Here is an 18,047-nt window from a genome sequence, read left to right as displayed (position 1 = left end):
GCCGCACGTTCTGGGGCGGCGGGGTTAGGTATTCCGCTTCCGCGCTTTGTGTTGCGCGGTCTTCCAGAACGTTTCCAACTGAGGTCGTATGACATCCGCGGAGTAGGTACTGAGGTATCTGGCTCGCGCTGCGGACTGGGCAGCGCGACGCCGTTCGTCGTCCAGGATGTACTCGGAGATCGCCGCGGCGAGAGCCTGAGGTTCACCGGGTGCGAGCAGTGTCCCCGACTCCGTCCCAACCAGTGATGGGATGCCGCCCACCCTAGTGCTAATGACTGCGTTCGATCGGGCCATCGCTTCGATCAGGAACATTGGCATCGCTTCATTCCTGGACGGAAGGACGGCAATCTGCGAGCTCTCAAGCAGCTCCATCAACTCACTGTGAGGAACGGCGCCGCGGAACTCGACACGGGGCGGTAGGTCAGCGGGCAAGAGGGTCGGATCGGTGATTGGACCGGCCACCACGAGTACCCACTCGGCAGGCGGCTGCGCTAAGCCCCAAGCGGCGAGGAGCGTGTCGACACCCTTGCGGCGCGCGACGGATCCACCAAACACTACGAGGGGTCGCTTGTTCCTCGGTCGCCCGTCGGATACCGCATTGGGGATATAGCCAACTAGTGCAGCCGGGGCAACGGCCACAACTGCCTTGCGGGTCTCTTCTGACAGGACGTGGATTCCGTGCGCCAAGGACAAGACCAACTTCACTAGCCCTGAGCGCCTGCGGGAGAACGAGGGAAAAGAGCTTCCGTGAATCTGCGCGACCACAGTCGCGCCTCTCAGCTTCCCGAGCGCGAGCAGCGCACCTTCGCGCACAAAAGATCCCCGCTGGGACAGGTGGACCACCAGGACGACTCGGTGGGCCGCCCTAAGAGTCAGTATGCGGTACGCGGCAGACAGGGCGAGCGTGGCACCTTGGATTGGCGAGCCAGTTCCTCGTGATGCGATGAAGCCTTGCTCGTAGCACTCGAAGTCCCATGACAGGTACTCGTTGACTACTTGCGTCATCCCTCCTGCCACGTCGCCGCGACGGCCAACCTGGTAGACGCGATCCCGCTCCACCAATGGCAGCTTCTTGTGATAGAGCTTCGAGACCTGAGCGAAAGCGTCATCAATCTGGCGGCGCGCAACCTCTAGCTGAGTGAGGAGCTCCGCACGTCGTCCCGCCACATGAGTTAGCCAATCCGATGCGACTTCGGGCGCAGCCTCAGGGTGTAGCCGAAGGGCGACATCGTGGATTCCGGCAGCGGCGAAGTGGCGTTCGATCTTGTCGGAGTCGTCTGTCAGAAGCGCGGCGGGCACTGCACCTTCGGTCAGTCCGGCAACCAAGACGTGGAGCCGATCGCTGACTACCAGGCGAGTCTCCCGATAAATCGACCGTAAGTACGCCTCTTGATCACCGTGTCGCTCACCGGACCATGTGACGGCCTCTGCTCCCAGATGCTGCGCCAGCTCCAAGGTCTTGGGGTTGTCTCTGAGGACTTGCGATACGGCCAAAACCTTGAGGCCCAGTCGGTCCGCTGTCTGGTTCACCGCGGCGTACCAGTTGGGAGGCGTCGGAGCGCGATCTGCCCGCATTGATACGACGAGCAGTCCGCGGCCTCCCGAGCTGGGCATCGCCGGCACAGGAGAACCCTCGTTGAACGCCAGGTCGGGCATCGAGCCCCCGCGCATGTAGCGAGAGGTTCCTTCGTCGCGCCATAACGTGAGGTTCGAAGCGGCGATGGAAGGGCGGACTAGCAGCCTCGGGAGAGGAGAGAAGTTCCGAGAGCCGACGCCGAGCCGAACGACTGCTTTGCCGCGGAGGCGTGCAGCCAGAACGACCGGCAGCATGGAGATGTGTTCTTTCATGCCGATGAGGGTGAGTTGAATCTCCCCAGGCTTGAAGACATACGTTGCCCGACCGCTGACCGACTCAACCAGTGCACGGCGATACCAACGGCCGAACGATCGGTAGACAGTGTCTGAAGGACGCAGTCCTAGGCCCTCGTCATATCCGTCGGTACTTGACCCTGCATAGACATGCAGGTCGCCCAATTGACGCAGTCGATCAAGTAGCTGCCGACGCAAGATGATGTCGCCAATGTTCTCATGCTGCCCGACACCTGGAACGAATATCTTCAAGGCGGTGGGTGATCCTGCCATGACGTCAAACTCCTGCTGCGTCGACAATACGGAACCCAGATGCTTCACAAAGTACGTCTCTTGTGAGGCCGTCTACCTCAACAGCCTTCGCGATCCCGCGCTCATCAGCGAGCTGTGCGATCTGAGCCTGGTGGTCGTCTATGTGTTCGTTGCGCGCACTTCGTCGTACGACCAGTACGGGGTAGATGCCGCAGTCAAGCAATCCCAGTAGCGTCCCCACTCCAGCGTGCGTGACCACTACGTCGGCCTGGGCCGCGTAACGTGCGAAATCGCCAGCTGATACTTGGGTGAACACGCGACCGGGTAAGCCCGAGGGGTGCCTGGTCGCGTTCCCGATCTGCCAGACGGTCCGGTCGTCGGCTAGGCCGGTGGTCAGCACCGCTTCAACTAACGAATCAAATCCGTATCCTTCTATAGTCCCTAGGGTAACGAATAGAGAAGGGTGGTCGGAAGACTTCTTTGGCACGCGGTGGAAAGTGGACAAAACGCCTGGATGGTGTCGCCACCGCTTGGAAGCCCAAGACTCGTGCTGAGTGAATAACCTAGCCGCTCGGATGTGCGAGATCAGGCGACCGCTCAGGGATGGTCCCTCGACCCGAGATACGCTCTCTATGTAAATAGTCTCGATGCGTCGCATGCGGGCTAGCGCTAGGGCCACTACGGCCGGTGCGGCACCCGTGCTGACGGCCATATCGAAGTCCTCGCGGTGAAGAATCTTCGCGATGGTGCGCGCGGCGCGGAGTGTTCCACGCCAATCGCGAGGACGGATATAGGGGACATAAACCACGTTGCGTCCGGCCAGTAATGACTCGCTCTGAGGGGTCCGGAACGTTACCCAGACGCTCGTTGGGGCCGCGCCCAGGTCAGGCGCCAATCGCACAAGTTGTGCGAGGTGCCCACCGGTGGACGCAACTAGCAAGGCCTTCTTCATTCGATTCCCCTTGGCTGCGCTCATCTTCTATGTTAGATGACTCGGTGAACGGACGTGCCGCGTTCACGTCTGGCTCTTTGAGTCGGCTGGCGTGAAGAGGTCATGGGCGATCGTGATGCGGTCGCCTACGACGGGCGGGGGCGGGGCGTGGAACTCGCGCCAATAGGTCTCTGGTCAGCCATGATCGATGGAGAGTCGACCAGCTTGCCTCGTTACGTGCCGGCGCCTGATGAGCGAGTTCCATGCTGGGGCGGACCTCTCATTCCCGGCGGGACTGGCTGGTGACCTTGGCGTGCTTCTTCGGACGTTCGGTGCGGCGTGATCGGTCCTGGTCGCCAGGGCAACAAGTTTGGGTGCCGAGCGGCATCGTCGCTGAGCAACGGGCGGCCCGGAAGCTAGCAGGGCCACATTGCATCCGTTCGTCGCGGGTGAGTCGACCGCGGGAGGCTGCCTAGTCACTTGGAAGTTGGGGCCCCTCACCGCCCGTCCACCAGTTGAAGCTGGGCAGCTGGCGGCCATGGGGTCGGGGGGGGGGCGGATGGCCCAAGGGGCCGACAGGCCACGGCTTCGGTTGCTGCCCGCCCGCGAGTGATCCGCGTCTCTCGACGCGGTCGGGAGTGCGGGTCGCTCAAGGATCCGACCGCTGAGCCTCGGAGGGGTGAACGTACTCGTGCGTTCGTGCTCTGTCGCCTATCGTGCCGTTGCACGGGACCGCGTACGACAGGCTGGTCACCCGGCCTTGGTGATGGATGGGGTGGCTAGTGGATCTTGCAGGCGCATTTCGCGCGTTGCGCACTTCGTGGTGGCTGCTGCTGTTTGGCTTCGTTGCTGGAGTGGGAGCCGCTGTGGCGGTCAGTTTGGCGCAGACGCCGTTGTACACCTCGCACACTCAGTTGTTTGTTTCGACAACTGATTCATCGTCAACGTCCGACGTCTACCAGGGTAGCCAGTTCTCCCGGCAGCGGGTTGCGTCCTATGCGCAACTTGTCGATGGTGACGCCCTTGCTCAACGAGTCGTGACCGAGCTTGATCTTGACATGACTCCGCAGGAACTAAGTCGCGGAGTGTCAGCTACTGCGGTACCGGAGACGGTGCTCATAGACGTGAGCTATACGGATTCGTCGCCTCAGAGAGCTAGGTTGGTCGCCGAGGCATTGGGTGTGGAGTTCGCCGAGTTTGCGGAGGAGTTGGAAGCGACCTCGGCGACGGGCTCGTCTCCCGTCAAGGTGACCGTTACTGATCCTGCGGAACTCCCAGCCGCGGCGAGTGCGCCCAAGACAACGCGCAACGCGGTCATTGGCGGACTTGTTGGATTGTTAACAGGGGGCGCTCTAGCTATTGGGCGTGCGAGCCTTGACCGGTCAATCCGGCGGACGGAGGATGCCGCCGAGACTGCTGGCGCTCCGGTGATCGGCGTCATTCCCCGCGATGACGCGCTGATTAAGCAGCACACGATTGGCCATAACAGTCAAACTCGGACGGCCGAGGCGTACCGCCAGCTTCGTACCAACCTGCAGTTCTTGAACGTGGATCACCCACCCAAGGTCATCATGATCTCAAGTGCCGTGCCTGCCGAAGGCAAGACCACGGTTGCGGTGAACCTCGCACTGACCCTCGTTGAAGCTGGCCGCTCAGTCGCTGTGGTCGAGGGAGACCTGCGCCGACCGCGGGTGACCCGGTATCTCGGCATGGTCGGTGGCGCCGGTCTGACCAACATCCTCTCCGGCGCGGTCGAGTTGGACGACGTTCTGCAGTCGTACGGCGACGGTGGTTTGACGGTCATCGCCGCCGGGCCGACGCCACCCAACCCCAGCGAGCTCCTCGCCTCGAGCCACATGACTCAGCTCATCGAGCAGCTCCGCGGCAAGAACGACTTTGTGCTCATCGACGCCCCGCCTCTTCTCCCCGTTGCCGACGCGAGTGGCCTCGCCGTTCTAGTCGATGGGGTGGTGCTCTCGATCCGCTACGGAGCTACTCGTAAGGACCAGCTGCAGCAGACGCGTGCGACCTTGGATCGGGTGGGCGCCAAGACTCTCGGGGTCATCCTGAACATCGTGCCGCCGAAGGCTGAGGTCACCTCTGCGTATGGCTACGGCTACACGTATGGGGCGGACGTTGAGCGCGGGCCCAAGCACCGCTGACAGAGTCGAGTGACCAATTGCACGTCATGTGCCGGCGATAATCAGCTGGCTGATTGCGGCGCGTCCTCACTCTCCGGACCCGCTCGATCATGGCGTGTTAGATGTGGTCCCCGGTGACCGAGGGCAGTCGGGTGAACGCTCAATTTGCCTCTCCCGGTCAGGGGGTTGCCTCGGCTACGTTCGCCCTGGCCGGTCGAACAGGGCAGTTCCCGGACGCCATGAAAGAGAATCGCCGAGGGGCGCGTCGTTCCCCCGGCCGGCGGCACGGGGGTGCGTCGGGTGAGTGTGCTCGAGGAGCGTGGCGAGTCCGCTCGCCACCGTTTGCGACCGACCGGACGGCGGCGACTGCCGTCCGTCAGCCGGCTCCGGGGCGAGGGCACCGTGGCGAGGCGCGCCTGGCGAGGGGCCTACGTCCGGCGGATCGCACTCGGTGACCTCGCCGTTGTCACGATCGCGGCGCTCGTCGGCTACCTGGTGCGCTTCGGTCCGGTGACGAGCGGTGCGACTCCGGAGCGCGCCTCGGTGTGGCTCGTCGCCCTGCTGCCGCTGGCATGGCTGCTCACCATGCTCATCGCCCGCACTTATGAGGAGCGCTTCCTCTGGGTCGGCGCGGAGGAGTTCCGTCGAGTGTTCGCCGCGGCTGTCGCCTTGCTCGCCGGGGTGGGTGCCGTCTCCTGGGCATTCAAGCTGGAACTGGCCCGGGGCTTCGTCGTCGTTGCCCTGCCGCTCGCCACCATGCTCACCCTCCTGCAGCGCTACCTGCAGCGTCGGCGGGTGCACCGTCGCCGTGGTCGCGGTGACTACCTGCAGACGGCCATCCTGGTCGGGCACCGCAGTGGCGTGCTCGCGCTGCACGAGCAGATCGACCGGGAGGCCTACCACGGCTACCGGGTCATCGGCTGCTGCCTGCCGCCGTCCCCGCTGGGCGCTGAGGTGGTCGAGTTCGACGGCGTCCCCGTTCTTGGTGGCCTCGACGACGTGCTCGACGTCGTCCGGCAGTACGAGGTCGACACCGTCGCCGTGCTGCCCTCGCCCGAGCTCGACGGGCCGGCGCTCCGCCGGCTCGGCTGGGAGCTGGAGAAGACCGAGGCCGAGCTGCTGCTCGCCCCCGCCGTCACGGAGATCGCCGGCCCCCGGGTGCGCATCCGCCCGGTCTGCGGCCTCCCGCTGCTGCACATGGAGCGCCCAGAGCTGCGCGGCGTCCGCCGGCTCACCAAGGAGGCGTTCGACCGCACCGCGGCTGCGGTCGGCCTGCTGTGCATCCTCCCGGCGTTCCTCGGCCTCGCCCTCGCCGTCGGCCTCACCAGCCGCGGCGGCGTCTTCTACCGGCAGGAGCGGGTGGGCCGCGACGGCGAGACGTTCGGCATGCTGAAGTTCCGCAGCATGGTCAGCGGCGCCGACCGGATGGTGCCCGACCTGACCGCGCAGAGCGACGGCAACGGCGTGCTGTTCAAGATGAAGGGCGACCCCCGGGTCACCCGCGTTGGCAAGGTGCTGCGCCGGTACTCCCTTGACGAGCTGCCGCAGCTGCTCAACGTGGTGTGCGGCGAGATGTCCCTCGTCGGCCCTCGTCCGCCGCTGCCCGCCGAGGTCGAGCGGTACGGCTTCGACATGCACCGGCGCTTCCTGGTCAAGCCCGGCATCACCGGCCTTTGGCAGGTCAGTGGCCGCTCCGACCTCTCCTGGGACGACTCGGTGCGCATCGACGTCCGGTACGTGGAGAACTGGTCTCTGGCCTTCGACTTCATGATCCTGTGGAAGACCGTGGGCGCCGTGTTCCGCGGCTCCGGGGCCTACTGACCCGCCACGTCCTCGGCGCCCGCCCGGCACCGGGAGAGACTGGGCGCGTGGACACGTCCTCGTCACCCGACGCGGTGTTCTCGGTGCTGCTGGTCTGCACCGGAAACATCTGCCGCTCGGCGCTGGCCGAGCGGCTCGCCCGGGCGTACCTCGACGAGGTGCTCGGCGACGACGCGGCCGCGATCCGCGTGGCCAGCGCCGGCACCCAGGCCGTCGTCGGATCGGGCGTCCACCCGGACAGCGCACTGGTCCTCACCGGCTTTGGTGGCGACCCGGCGGGCTTCGCCGCGCGCCAGCTGCGCGAGGAGATGGCCGCCGGCGCCGATCTGGTGCTCACCGCCACCCGGGCCCACCGGCGGGCCGCGCTCCAGCTCGCACCGCGGGCGCTGGCCCGCACCTTCACCCTGCGCGAGGCGGCCGACCTGGTCGGCCTGCTCAACCGCGACATCCAGCCGGCCGGCGACACCCACGCAGGACGCTGCCGCGCCCTGGTGGCGGCGCTGGCAGCGGCTCGCTCCCGGCGAGCCTCCGGTGAGCAGGACGACATCGCCGACCCCATCGGCCAGCCGCTCGAGGTGCACCAGCAGGTGGGCGAGGAGGTCAGCGACGCGCTGCTCCGGCTGCTGCCCCGGCTGGCCGCGCTCCGTGAGCCGGCCGGAGCGCCGGCCTCCTGATCCGGAGGCGGACGGAAGAGTCCGGATACGAGACCTTGTGGTCTCGGTGGAACCGGTCCAAGATCGTTGGCCTCGTGGGGCATCGACGATCAAAGGCGATCCGATGGCGTGGTGGGGCTGGGCGTTGCTCGGCGCGTGGGCGCTGCTGAGCGTCGTCGGCGTGCGCTGGCTGGGGGCGGCCGCGGCCGTCGGCCGGGAGCGCGAACGTCAGGCCCGGATCGACTCCCTGCTCACCGCGCTGGACGAACTGCCGCAGGGAGACGACCGGTCGGCCGCCCAGCAGCCGGGCGGCCCGGGGTCCGGCGACGATGAGGTCAGCGGGGGGTCTCCGGCAGCGCCTCGTCGCTGAACTCGTCGGCGTTCTGCCCCAGCGAGTCGGTCTTCAGGTAGCCCCACATGCGCTGAGCGGTCACGTCGTCGAGGTAGACCACGCTGGCCGCGCCCTCGGTGCCGGTGCCCAGCACGGGGGCGGTGAAGAACTCGACGTCGGCCGGGTGCAAGCCGCGCAGCGAGTAGGCCATGCCGAGCATGTCGCCGTTGCTCAGCCCGTCGTCCACCGCGACCGCGCTGGTCACCGCCAGCAGGGTGTCGTCGAGCGCCGCGGGGGAGGAAAACACGTCCCGGCTGAACAGCTGGCCGAACATCGCGCGCAGGTAGTTCTGCTGCCGCTTCACCCGGTCGAAGTCGCCGCCGGGCAGGTCGTAGCGCTGCCCCACGTACCAGCGGGCCTGGTCGCCGTTGAGGTGGTTCAGCCCCGCCTCGAACGTGTACGGCCCGTTGCTCGTCGTCTCCTGGACGACGACGTCGACCCCGCCGAGGTCGTCGGTCATCTGGATCAGGCCGTCGAAGTCGATCGCGGCGTAGTGGTCGATCCGGACGCCGGTTAGCTGCTCGACGGTCTGGATCAGCAGCGTCGGGCCACCGAAGGCGTACGCCGCATTGATCTTGTTCATGCCGTGGCGGGGGATGTTGACCCAGGAGTCGCGGGGGATGGAGACCACCTGCGCGTGCTCCCGGTCGCCGGCGAACCGGGCGATCATGATCGCGTCCGAGCGGGCGTCGGGCGCCTCGCCGGGCGCGACCTGCGACCGGGTGTCCGAGCCCACCAGCAGGAAGGTGATCGGGTCCTCGGTCGCCGTCTCGGCGGTGGGGGAGGCGGCAGCAGGCCGGCTCTCCTCCTCGATGCCGGCGAAGACGTTGCCGACCCGGTCGACGTTGCCGCCGTAGCGGTTGAGGAAGAACCAGAACGCGCCGCCGACCACCAGGGCCAGCACCAGGCCGAGCACGCCCAGGCTGATCAGCGTGCGGCGCAGCCGACGGCGGCGCGACGGCTGGTCGGCGGCCGAGGACCCGCCGGCCGCGTGGTCGGCCTCCAGCGGCGCCCCAGTCGCCGGCTCGTCGTCCGGTCGGCGCTCGGTCATCGTCAGTCCCCGTGATCGGTGGCAGGTGGCTGCACGCACGGTAACCGCCGAGCCGCGGGTGCAGGGGCGCCGGCGAGAACGATCACCTGATCGGCCCATCACCCGCCCGGATGCCCGCGCCGGCTGGTCGCTCGGTGTGATGGAGTCGGTCACCCGTTCGCGCGGCGGGCGGTGGCGCTCCCTCGGGCCCCACCCCTACCGTTCTCCCGGTACGAATCCGGACACCCGGTCCGGGCGACAGAGAGTGGGCTCATGAAGATCTCGGTCATCGGCTGTGGCTACCTGGGCGCGGTGCACGCGGCGTCGATGGCCGAGCTCGGCCACGACGTGGTCGGCATCGACGTCGACCAGCCGAAGATCGAGGCGCTGCAGCAGGCGCGGGCCCCGTTCTACGAGCCCGGTTTCGAGGAGCTGCTCGGCCGCACCCTCGCCTCTGGCCGGCTGCGGTTCAGCACCGACATGGCCGACGCGGGCGACGCCGTCGTCCACTTCGTCTGCGTGGGCACCCCGCAGAAGCGCGGCGAGTACGCCGCCGACCTGCGCTACGTGGAGTCGGCCGTGGAGTCGCTGCTGCAGGCGCTCAAGCCCGGTGACCTGGTGGCCGGCAAGTCCACCGTGCCGGTGGGCACCGCCGCGCGGCTGGCGGAGCTGGTGGAGGGCAAGGTGCCCGGCGCGATCCTGGCCTGGAACCCGGAGTTCCTCCGCGAGGGCTTCGCGGTCGAGGACACCCTGCACCCCGACCGGCTGGTCTACGGCCTGCCTGCCGGCGCCGACGGCGAGACCGCCCGCCGGCTGCTCGATGAGGTGTACGCGCCGATCGTCGCCGCGCAGACCCCGCAGGTGATCACCGACTACGCCACCGCCGAGATGGTGAAGACCGCGGCCAACTCCTTCCTGGCCACGAAGATCTCCTTCATCAACGCCATGGCCGAGCTGTGCGAGGCCACCGGCGCCGACGTGAAGCAGCTGGCCGACGCGATCGGCCACGACGACCGGATCGGCCGCAAGTTCCTCAACGCCGGCCTCGGCTTCGGTGGCGGCTGCCTGCCCAAGGACATCCGCGCCTTCATGGCCCGCGCCGGTGAGCTCGGTGCCGACCAGGCGCTGACGTTCCTGCGCGAGGTCGACAACATCAACATGCGCCGGCGGATCCGGATGGTCGACCTGGCCCGCGAGGTCTGCGACGGCTCGCTGGTCGGCAAGCGCGTGGCGGTGCTGGGGGCGGCGTTCAAGCCCAACTCCGACGACATCCGTGACTCCCCGGCGCTCAACGTCGCCGCGCAGCTGCAGCTGCAGGGTGCCGCGGTGCTGGTCACCGACCCTGCCGCCGGGGAGAACATCCGCCGCAGCTGGCCGCAGCTCGACGTCGCCAACACGCCTGAGGAGGCGGCCGACCGCGCGGACGCCGTTCTGCTGCTCACCGAGTGGCAGCAGTACAAGGACCTCGACCCGGTCGCCTTCGGCAAGGTCGTGCGGCAGAAGCGCGTGCTCGACGGGCGCAACGCCCTCGACCGCGACTCCTGGGTCGCCGCCGGTTGGACCTATCGCGCCCTCGGCCGCCGCGCCGGCTGACCTGAACTCGCGGCACTGGGACGCGTACTCCGTGGAACGAGGCGCCCCCTCAGTTCCGGCGAACCCAAGTCGTCCATAGATCTCGTCTGATAGTTCCGCCGGTGATGCGACTGGACTGGTCTTGGGGCACGATTCGGGCTGTGTCAAAACTGCCTGCCCGCCTCAAGTGGGAGATCCTCAAGCGCCGTCACGGAACCAGCGGAGCAGCCCGGGCCCTTGGCGTCACGGTCGGGCAGGACTGCCGCATGATCTCTTGCGAGGTCCGATCGGAGCCCTGGCTGCTGACGGTCGGCGACCGGGTGACCGTCAGCTCCGAGGTTTTGTTTATCACCCACGATGGAACCGGATGGCTGTTCTCCGACGAGGCGGGCCGCCGTTACCGGTATGCGCCAATCAGGGTCGGGAGTGACTGCTTCATCGGCGCTCGCTCGATAATCATGCCGGGCGTCGAGATCGGGGATCGGTCCATCGTCGCCGCCGGCTCCGTGGTAGTCAGGTCGGTGCCGCCAGGCAGCATCGTCGGCGGCAACCCGGCGCGGATCATTGGCTCCTTCGACGAATTTGAGGCCCGGGTGCTGAAGACCTGGCCCCGGGGAAGTGACCGCCTGGGCGGCACATACCGGCAGCAAGTCGACAGCATCGCCGAGACCTCGTTTCGCCCGCACATGCACCCATGATCTAGGGTGCATCTGCGGGTTGGTGTGACCGATCTTGCAGCAAAGAGCATGCGCCGCAGCTGGCCCGGCTCGACATCGCCAATACCGTCGAGGAGGCAGCACGCCGACGCCGTTTTGCTGCTCACCGAGTGGCAGCAGTGCAAGGACCTCGACCCGGTCGCCTTCGGCGAGGTCGTGCCGCCGAAGCGGGTGCTCGACGGTCGCCACGTCTTCGATCGCGACAGCCGATCTGCCGCCAGCTGGCCTACCGCGCCCTGGGTCGTCGCGCCGGCTGACTTATCGAGAAGCGGGGCAAGCTAGCCGGTCTGGCATTGCCTACCTGGGGCTGGCCCTGGCTAACTTCGGTACGTGGGCTTTGATGGCGTCGCTAACGGCGGATGAGGTTGGACGGGCGCCGTCAGCAAGACCTGGTGAGCTGCTGGTGGCGGTTCGGGAAGCCGACTCGGGTACTCTCCGTCGACTTGTCTCGCACCGCCTACGGGAGCGTTCATGACGGCTGCGACAACTATCGATCCGAGTGCTCGGGCGGGGCATCACATCCCGTCACTGGATGGGTTGCGTGCCATCGCAGTTATGGTGGTGTTCATCGGTCACGGCCACGTGGTGCCCGAGCGCTGGCCCGGGCATGTCGGCGTAACCGTGTTTTTCTTTCTCAGTGGCTTCTTGATTACAACGCTGCTGCGCCGCGAGCAGGATCAGGCAGGCAGTGTCTCGCTGAAGAAATTCTACTTACGTCGCGCCCTGCGCATTTTGCCACCGGCCTATCTGTGCATTGCGACCAGCCTGGTGCTTTCTTCTGGAATCAAAGCCTCCGGAGTCTCCTTCTGGGGTGTTGCGGCCGAGCTGCTGAACTATACGAACTACTACATCGTCTTTGCGGGGAGAGATGGATTACCGCCTGAGACCTCGAATCTGTGGTCCCTCGGCGTAGAAGAGCACTACTACCTGTTGTTCCCTGTCCTGCTCCTGCTGGCTTTGCGGAGTCGCTTGTCTTATCGAAGCATCGGATGGGGCCTGCTGGGCCTGGCTGTCGCGGTGATGATCTGGCGGCTGCATCTCTTCCTGAACGGGGCCGACTTTTACCGGCTGTACGTCGCCACCGACACGCGAGTCGACAGCCTCTTGTATGGCAGCGCGATGGCGTTGCTGTGGAACCCCACAGTTGGGGACCGGCCGCCCTGGCCGCGCGTCTTCGACCGCTGGATTCCGCGCGTGGTCGCTCCGGTCGCGGTGGCGGCATTCGTCGCCTCCGCACTGTCGCCTTCCCTGTTCTTTCGGCTGACCTTGGCTGACGTCGTCCAGTGTTTCTGCCTGATTCCCATCTTCTGGACGCTTATCACTCGGCCGATGGGTCTAGCGGGGCGGGCGCTGAATAAGGGTTGGGTCGCCCACCTCGGGGTGCTGTCGTTCTCTACCTACCTGTTCCACCGGATGGTTTTAGCGGTAGTCGGTGACATCATCGATGTCCCCATTGCGGCCGACGTGGTTTCGCTCGCAGTAACGCTGGTGGGCGCCGAAGTTGTTTACCTGGTGGTCGAGAAGCCGTGCGCAAAGCTTCGTCGCCGTCTGGAAGCGGGGGCTAGCTCGCCAGCGAGTTGAGGTGGACGCGCGACTGTTGCTTCGGTCTGCCCCGATCAGCGATCTGGCACCCGACCTGATCGCCGAATCCACCTGGGGTGGCGTGAGGACCGCCAAACTGCTCGCCGTTGTCGCCTAGGTAGGAGTCCGCTTCGGCGGTGCTTGCCGGAGCCGCCTGCCTGGAAGCGCCGCGACATGTCGTAGAGGCCTCATCGGGTCGGCAAGGACTCAAGACGCCTTGAGCGTCCACTGCTTTGGCGCTGGACATCGGCCGACGATGGGTGACCCACAGCCCTCGCTGCCCCTGCTTATACGTGGCTCGTCTCGCAACAGGCACTTGACTCCGCGCATGATCGACGGTGACGCGGGGCACAGACGTGCTCATGCTGCTGCTGGTGCTCGCGTGCTGGGTCGTGTTGGCGATGGTGCTGCTTCCCGTGGCCGCGGCCCTGGGGACGGCGGCCCGCCAGCAGGACCGCCGCCACCGCGCGACCCTGGCCAGCGCCCGCCGCCGTCCGGAGCCGGTGCTCCGCTCCACCAGCCGCGCGGCCTAACCCGCTCGCGCCACCCCGTCGCCCGCACCGTCAGGATGGGCCGACCCCATCCCTGACGGAAGGCCACCGGTGTCCGACCACGACCGCGCCGCCGACCTGGCCACCCGCGCCGGGCAGCTGCTCCTCTCCGTCCGCGGCCGCGACCTGCCCGCCGCCGCCGCCCGCAAGGCCGCCGGCGACGCCGAGTCGCACGCCTTCCTCACCGCTCAGCTCGCCGAGCTGTGCCCCGGTGACGCCGTCCTCTCCGAGGAGGGCGCGGACGATGCCGCCCGCCTCTCCGCCGACCGGGTCTGGATCGTCGACCCGCTCGACGGCACCCGCGAGTTCAGCGAAACCGACCGCGCCGACTGGGCCGTGCACGTCGCGCTCTGGGCACACGGCGACCTCGTGGCCGGCGCCGTCGCGCTGCCCGCCGAGGCGATCACCCTCAGCACCGGCGAGCCCCCGGCGGTGCCCGCCCGCCCGGACGCACCCATCCGGCTCGCCGTCAGCCGCTCCCGGCCGCCGGTGATGGTCGCCGAGGTCGCCACCCGCCTGCGCGCCGACCTCGTGCCGATGGGCTCGGCCGGGGTCAAGGCGATGGCGGTCGTCCGCGGCCAGGCCGACGCCTACGTGCACGCCGGCGGCCAATACGAGTGGGATACCGCCGCACCCGTCGCCGTCGCCCGCGCCGCCGGCCTGCACGCCAGCCGCATCGACGGCACACCGCTGCAGTACAACCGGCCCAGCCCCTGGCTGCCCGACCTCGTCATCTGCCGCCCCGAGCTCGCCGACCAGGTGCTCAGCACCATCGCCGAGACCCGCGGGAGCGCCCGACCCTGATCCCTGCGTCATCGGCAGGCGGGAACCGGTCAAGGACCGGTTCGGGCCTGCCGATGGGGAGGACATGCCGTGGTGGGGATGGGCGTTGGTCGGCTGGGTCGGACTCTCCGTGGTGCTCGCCCCGCTCATCGGCATCGCGCTGCGTGAGGCCGACGTCCGCGAGCGGGAGCTGCTCGGCGCTGCCCCCGCGCGCGCCGCCCGGCCCGCCCGGGTCCGCCGCCGGCGCATCCCGCTGCCCCCGCTCTCCGCCGCCCTACTGCTCACCGGCATCACCCTCGAGGCCGTCGGCTTCGTCGTCCGCACCTCCGGCAACGAGCGCGGCGCCGGCCGGCTCTGGTCGATGGACCTCCCGCTCGCCGTGCCCCGCATGTTCGTCGCCGCCCTCTTCGCCGCCGCCGCCCTCGCCGCCCTGCTCGGCGCCGCCCGCGCCACCGGACGCCGGCCCTGGTGGCTGGCCGTCGGGCTGATCGCCGCGGTCATCGCCCAGGTCAAGGCCGGCGGCACCGTGCACGTCGACGCGCTGAGGACCCTCGGTGTCAACGACCGCCCGCTGCTCGCCACGATCGGCAGCGCCGTCGTCGCCGGCGTCGTGCTCGTCGCGCTGTTCGTGCTCAGCCGCAAGGAGCGCCGCGACCGCCGCCGGGTGCTCACCGCGCTGGCCATCTACGCCGTCGCCGCCGCCGGCCTCTCCGGCGTCTCCGCGCTGGTCGACCAGGCCGGCGCGAGCGCCTTCTGGGTCGCCGCGGCCACCTTCGTCGAGGAGAGCGGGGAGGTGCTCGGCGGGGTCGCCGTGCTCACCGCCGTCCTGGTGGGTGTCGCGCCGCGGTTGGTGCTCCCCGCCGCCTGGGCGCTGCGCCGCCGCGCCGACGCCGAGACCGTCGACGCCCCGGCACCGCAGCGTCGCCCCGGCGACCTGCGCTTCTAGCCCGACACCGGCGCACCCGCGGAGACGGCCGGCTGCGGGCGGTGCGCCGGAGCCGGCAGCCGCCGGCGCAGCGGCGCGGGCAGGTCGAACAGCCAGCTCACCCACGGCCGGCCGTCGGCGAGCACCGCCGCGGCGTAGGGCAGCCCCACCCCGGCGACGACGGCCACGGCGAGGATCAGCACCGGCTGGTCGACGCCGAGCCCGGTCAGCGCCACCCGCACCCCGGCCACGATCACCACGTGCGCCAGGTAGACCGGCAGCGTCCGCCGGCCGATCGCGGCGAGGAACGCGGCCACCCGCACCTGCCGGGACAGCAGCACGGCCACCGCGAGCAGCGCCACCGTGCCGGCCGCCGCGGCCAGCATGCTCACCGCCCGGGTGCCGTAGCCGACGTCGTCGGGCAGCGTGCCGGGCACCGGCTCGAACCGCAGCAGCCCCAGGAACACCAGCGCCGCCGCGATCCCGGCGGCGGTCCAGCCGGCCGCCGAGCGCTGCATCCACGCACCCAGCCGGGCCAGGCCGAGCATGCTGCCCACCGCGGCGAACGCCAGCAGCGACAGCCCGGTCAGCCCGACGACGTTGCGGTCCCAGCCCCACAGCAGCAGGCCCAGCAGCACCAGCCCCCCGCCGGCCAGCAGCTGCCGCGTGCGGTCGCGCCACGGCTGCAGCACCGCCAGCACCACCGACGCCACCAGCAGGAACGGCAGGAACCACAGGTGCGCGAACGGCTCCCACACCCGCACGATCGCGCCCCAGGGGCGGGTCAGGTTCTTGTAGTCGCTGGCAAGCGACTCGACCGAGCTCTGCAGGGCGAACCACAGCAGGTAGAGCCACACCAGCACCGCACCCCGGTGCATCACGTAGCCGGCGATCCCGCGCTTGGCCACCGACCGCGGGACGAACAGCCCCAGCAGCAGCGCCAGCGCCGGCATCCGGAACACGTACAGCGCCGCGTTCAGCCGATCCAGCGGGTGCCCGGTGCCGATCAGCCCCGCCCCGACCAGGCCGTCGATCGAGTGGTTCACCACCACGCCGACCACCGCGACCGCCCGCGCCACGTCGATGGCACGCACCCGGCTCGGGGTGGTGTCACGGGGCGTCACGGGGGGCGACCCTAAGCGGCGACCATGAACCGCCGAGCCCCGTCGATGAACATCCGGTGACCAGCAAGCAACGCGTTGACCTGCAGAAACGCCGATTGTGAGGTGGGTCATCGGATCAGCCGCCCGGGTGTCCCCCAGCCGTGCTGCACCCGTTCTGCGGAACCGTGCAGCGCCCTATATTGGCGGCGCTGCACCCGGGCGGACCCCGCCACCCGTGCGAGGAGGAATCGCCCCATGAGCTCCAGCCGAGCCACCGGCACGCCGGGACCCGTCCCGGTCGCCGGCGACGTCCCCGGCCGCGCCGACACCTGGCCCGGCCCGGCCGCGCCCTGGACCCGGCTGCTCGCCGTCGCCCTGATCGGCGCCGTCGTCGGTGGTCTGCTCGGCTGGCTGGCCGCCCTCGCCTCCGGTGAGCGGGCCACCGCCAGCGCCGCCGTCCAGGTGGTCACCGACGCCCGCGGGCTCGCCAGCCCGCTGGACACCCCGCCCCCCGGCCTGGACACCAGCAACTTCGTCTCCGCCGAGCTCACCTGGCTCGACGACCGGGCCGGCGAGGTCGAGGTCGGGGACGCCGAGCTGTCGGTCTCCCAGGTCGGCACCTCCGACGCCGTGCGCATCGCCGCCACCGCGCCCACCGCCGCCGAGGCGCAGGAGGCCGTCACCACGCTGCTCGACGCCTACGTCACCCGCCGGCAGGACGAGGCCGCGGCCGCCGTCCAGGGCGCGCTGGACGCCGTCAACGCCCGGATCGACGCCATCGGCGGCATCCCGGAGGAGACCGGCCCGCTGTCGGCGGAGGTGCAGCGCCTGCTCGCCCAGCAGAGCGACCTCCAGGCCGCCGCCGCCCGGGTGCCCGCCGTCGTCCCGGTGCTCCGCGCCCCGGCGGAGGAGCAGGCCGCCGGCGTCCCGTCCGAGCTGACCTACCCGGTGCTCGGCGCGGTGCTCGGCGCCGTGCTCGCCCTCGCCGCCACCGCCGTCTGGCGGGCCGCCTCCCCGCGGGTGTTCGACGCCCGGCTGCTGGTCGCCGCCGGTGCCCCTGTGCTGCTGCCCCGGCTGCCCGCCGGCCGCGTCCGGGCCCGCACCGACCGGGTGCCCGAGGGCCGCCCCGACGACACCGCGCTCGCCGCCGCCCGGCTGCTCGCCCCGCAGGTGCTCGACGCCGACACCCGTGCGCTGCTGGTCATCGGCGTCGACGAGAAGGCCGGCGCGGCCGAGGTGGCCTGGGAGCTCGCCTGGGCGCTGACCGCCGGCGGCACCCCGGTCGCGCTGGTCACCACCGGCGTCGCCGGGGAGCGCGAGCCCACCCCCGGCCTCACCCTCACCGACCTCCCGGCCGACGCCGCCGCGCTCGAGCAGCTGGTCACCCGGCACCGGGCCGCCGGCCGCCTGGTGCTGCTGCACGCCCCGGCGCTCTCCACCGGCCTGCGGTCGCGCGAGCTCGCCGCCCGGGCCGACCAGGCCGTGGTCGTCGTCGGCGAGGGGGTCTCTACCCTGGAGGCCGCGCTCGCCGCCGTCCGCGACGTGAGCGGCCGGCCCGGTGCCGCGCTGGCCGGGGTGGCGGTCACCACCTCCCGCCGGCACGGCGGCAGCCGCGGCGCGGCCCCGGCTCCGGCTCCGGCTCCGCGGGAGACCGCGCCCCGGCACGCCCAGCCGGCCGGTGAGCGCACCCCGGCGCAGCAGGACCCCGTCTCCACCGAGGCCTGACCC

Annotated in this window: 15 protein-coding genes; 11 read left to right on the top strand and 4 right to left on the bottom strand. The window is 69.4% G+C overall.

Annotation, left to right across the window (positions count from 1 at the left end; all coding sequences use genetic code 11):
• Positions 1–24 precede the first annotated feature (24 nt).
• Positions 25–2,190: a glycosyltransferase gene (locus tag ACI783_RS08250; RefSeq protein ID WP_457139985.1), complete on the bottom strand. Its 2,166-nt coding sequence runs from the start codon at positions 2,188–2,190 to the stop codon at positions 25–27.
• Positions 2,147–2,608 carry a glycosyltransferase gene (locus ACI783_RS08245; RefSeq protein WP_457139984.1) on the bottom strand — a complete coding sequence of 154 codons (462 nt, stop codon included), beginning with the start codon at positions 2,606–2,608 and terminating at the stop codon, positions 2,147–2,149. Before ACI783_RS08245 ends, ACI783_RS08250 begins: the two co-directional genes overlap by 44 nt.
• 1,226 nt (positions 2,609–3,834) lie before the next feature.
• Here ACI783_RS08245 and ACI783_RS08240 point away from each other — a divergent pair.
• From ACI783_RS08240 to ACI783_RS08225, 4 genes are all read left to right on the top strand, one after another.
• Positions 3,835–5,214, top strand: a complete 1,380-nt coding sequence (locus tag ACI783_RS08240) for a polysaccharide biosynthesis tyrosine autokinase (protein WP_457139983.1) — start codon at positions 3,835–3,837, stop codon at positions 5,212–5,214.
• A 381-nt stretch (positions 5,215–5,595) separates the two neighbouring features.
• Complete coding sequence (locus tag ACI783_RS08235) at positions 5,596–7,014, top strand: sugar transferase (protein ID WP_457139982.1); 1,419 nt, start codon at positions 5,596–5,598, stop codon at positions 7,012–7,014.
• A 47-nt stretch (positions 7,015–7,061) separates the two neighbouring features.
• The gene (locus tag ACI783_RS08230) at positions 7,062–7,688 is read left to right on the top strand and encodes an arsenate reductase/protein-tyrosine-phosphatase family protein (RefSeq protein WP_457139981.1); all 627 of its coding nucleotides are present in this window, start codon (positions 7,062–7,064) and stop codon (positions 7,686–7,688) included.
• Positions 7,689–7,791: 103 nt separating this feature from the next.
• Positions 7,792–8,037 (top strand): hypothetical protein, encoded by a 246-nt coding sequence (locus ACI783_RS08225; protein ID WP_457139980.1) that lies wholly within the window; start codon positions 7,792–7,794, stop codon positions 8,035–8,037.
• Here the strand turns inward: ACI783_RS08225 and ACI783_RS08220 are convergent.
• Positions 8,003–9,109: an LCP family protein gene (locus tag ACI783_RS08220; protein ID WP_457139979.1), complete on the bottom strand. Its 1,107-nt coding sequence runs from the start codon at positions 9,107–9,109 to the stop codon at positions 8,003–8,005. The two genes, ACI783_RS08225 and ACI783_RS08220, sit on opposite strands and share 35 nt — an antisense overlap.
• 252 nt (positions 9,110–9,361) lie before the next feature.
• Here ACI783_RS08220 and ACI783_RS08215 point away from each other — a divergent pair, with 252 nt between their 5' ends.
• From ACI783_RS08215 to ACI783_RS08190, 6 genes are all read left to right on the top strand, one after another.
• A complete protein-coding gene (locus ACI783_RS08215; RefSeq protein WP_457139978.1) occupies positions 9,362–10,681 on the top strand; it encodes a UDP-glucose dehydrogenase family protein in 1,320 nt (439 codons plus the stop codon).
• Between the two features lie 104 nt (positions 10,682–10,785).
• Positions 10,786–11,358: an acyltransferase gene (locus tag ACI783_RS08210; protein WP_457140019.1), complete on the top strand. Its 573-nt coding sequence runs from the start codon at positions 10,786–10,788 to the stop codon at positions 11,356–11,358.
• A 489-nt stretch (positions 11,359–11,847) separates the two neighbouring features.
• A complete protein-coding gene (locus tag ACI783_RS08205) occupies positions 11,848–12,957 on the top strand; it encodes an acyltransferase family protein (protein ID WP_457139977.1) in 1,110 nt (369 codons plus the stop codon).
• Positions 12,958–13,295: 338 nt separating this feature from the next.
• Positions 13,296–13,490 (top strand): hypothetical protein, encoded by a 195-nt coding sequence (locus tag ACI783_RS08200; RefSeq protein ID WP_457139976.1) that lies wholly within the window; start codon positions 13,296–13,298, stop codon positions 13,488–13,490.
• Between the two features lie 69 nt (positions 13,491–13,559).
• Positions 13,560–14,312 carry a 3'(2'),5'-bisphosphate nucleotidase CysQ gene (locus ACI783_RS08195; protein WP_457139975.1) on the top strand — a complete coding sequence of 251 codons (753 nt, stop codon included), beginning with the start codon at positions 13,560–13,562 and terminating at the stop codon, positions 14,310–14,312.
• 64 nt (positions 14,313–14,376) lie between these two features.
• A complete protein-coding gene (locus ACI783_RS08190) occupies positions 14,377–15,237 on the top strand; it encodes a hypothetical protein (RefSeq protein WP_457139974.1) in 861 nt (286 codons plus the stop codon).
• Here the strand turns inward: ACI783_RS08190 and ACI783_RS08185 are convergent.
• Entirely contained in the window at positions 15,234–16,340 is a 1,107-nt protein-coding gene (locus ACI783_RS08185) for an acyltransferase family protein (RefSeq protein ID WP_457139973.1), read from the bottom strand. The genes ACI783_RS08190 and ACI783_RS08185 overlap by 4 nt on opposite strands.
• A gap of 234 nt (positions 16,341–16,574) precedes the next feature.
• Here ACI783_RS08185 and ACI783_RS08180 point away from each other — a divergent pair, with 234 nt between their 5' ends.
• Entirely contained in the window at positions 16,575–18,044 is a 1,470-nt protein-coding gene (locus ACI783_RS08180) for a hypothetical protein (RefSeq protein ID WP_457139972.1), read from the top strand.
• Positions 18,045–18,047 lie beyond the last annotated feature (3 nt).

This window comes from Modestobacter sp. SYSU DS0511 (assembly GCF_054050755.1).
This window is presented reverse-complemented; position numbering and strand designations above follow the sequence as displayed.

What these genes read in the sequence shown, in the direction of transcription:
- ACI783_RS08190 (WP_457139974.1), top strand. Translation starts at nt 14,377, where the DNA reads ATGCCGTGGTGGGGATGGGCGTTGGTCGGCTGGGTCGGACTCTCCGTG.
- ACI783_RS08215 (WP_457139978.1), top strand. Translation starts at nt 9,362, where the DNA reads ATGAAGATCTCGGTCATCGGCTGTGGCTACCTGGGCGCGGTGCACGCG.
- ACI783_RS08225 (WP_457139980.1), top strand. Translation starts at nt 7,792, where the DNA reads ATGGCGTGGTGGGGCTGGGCGTTGCTCGGCGCGTGGGCGCTGCTGAGC.
- ACI783_RS08180 (WP_457139972.1), top strand. Translation starts at nt 16,575, where the DNA reads ATGAGCTCCAGCCGAGCCACCGGCACGCCGGGACCCGTCCCGGTCGCC.
- ACI783_RS08205 (WP_457139977.1), top strand. Translation starts at nt 11,848, where the DNA reads ATGACGGCTGCGACAACTATCGATCCGAGTGCTCGGGCGGGGCATCAC.
- ACI783_RS08210 (WP_457140019.1), top strand. Translation starts at nt 10,786, where the DNA reads ATGCGACTGGACTGGTCTTGGGGCACGATTCGGGCTGTGTCAAAACTG.
- ACI783_RS08220 (WP_457139979.1), bottom strand. Translation starts at nt 9,109, where the DNA reads ATGACCGAGCGCCGACCGGACGACGAGCCGGCGACTGGGGCGCCGCTG.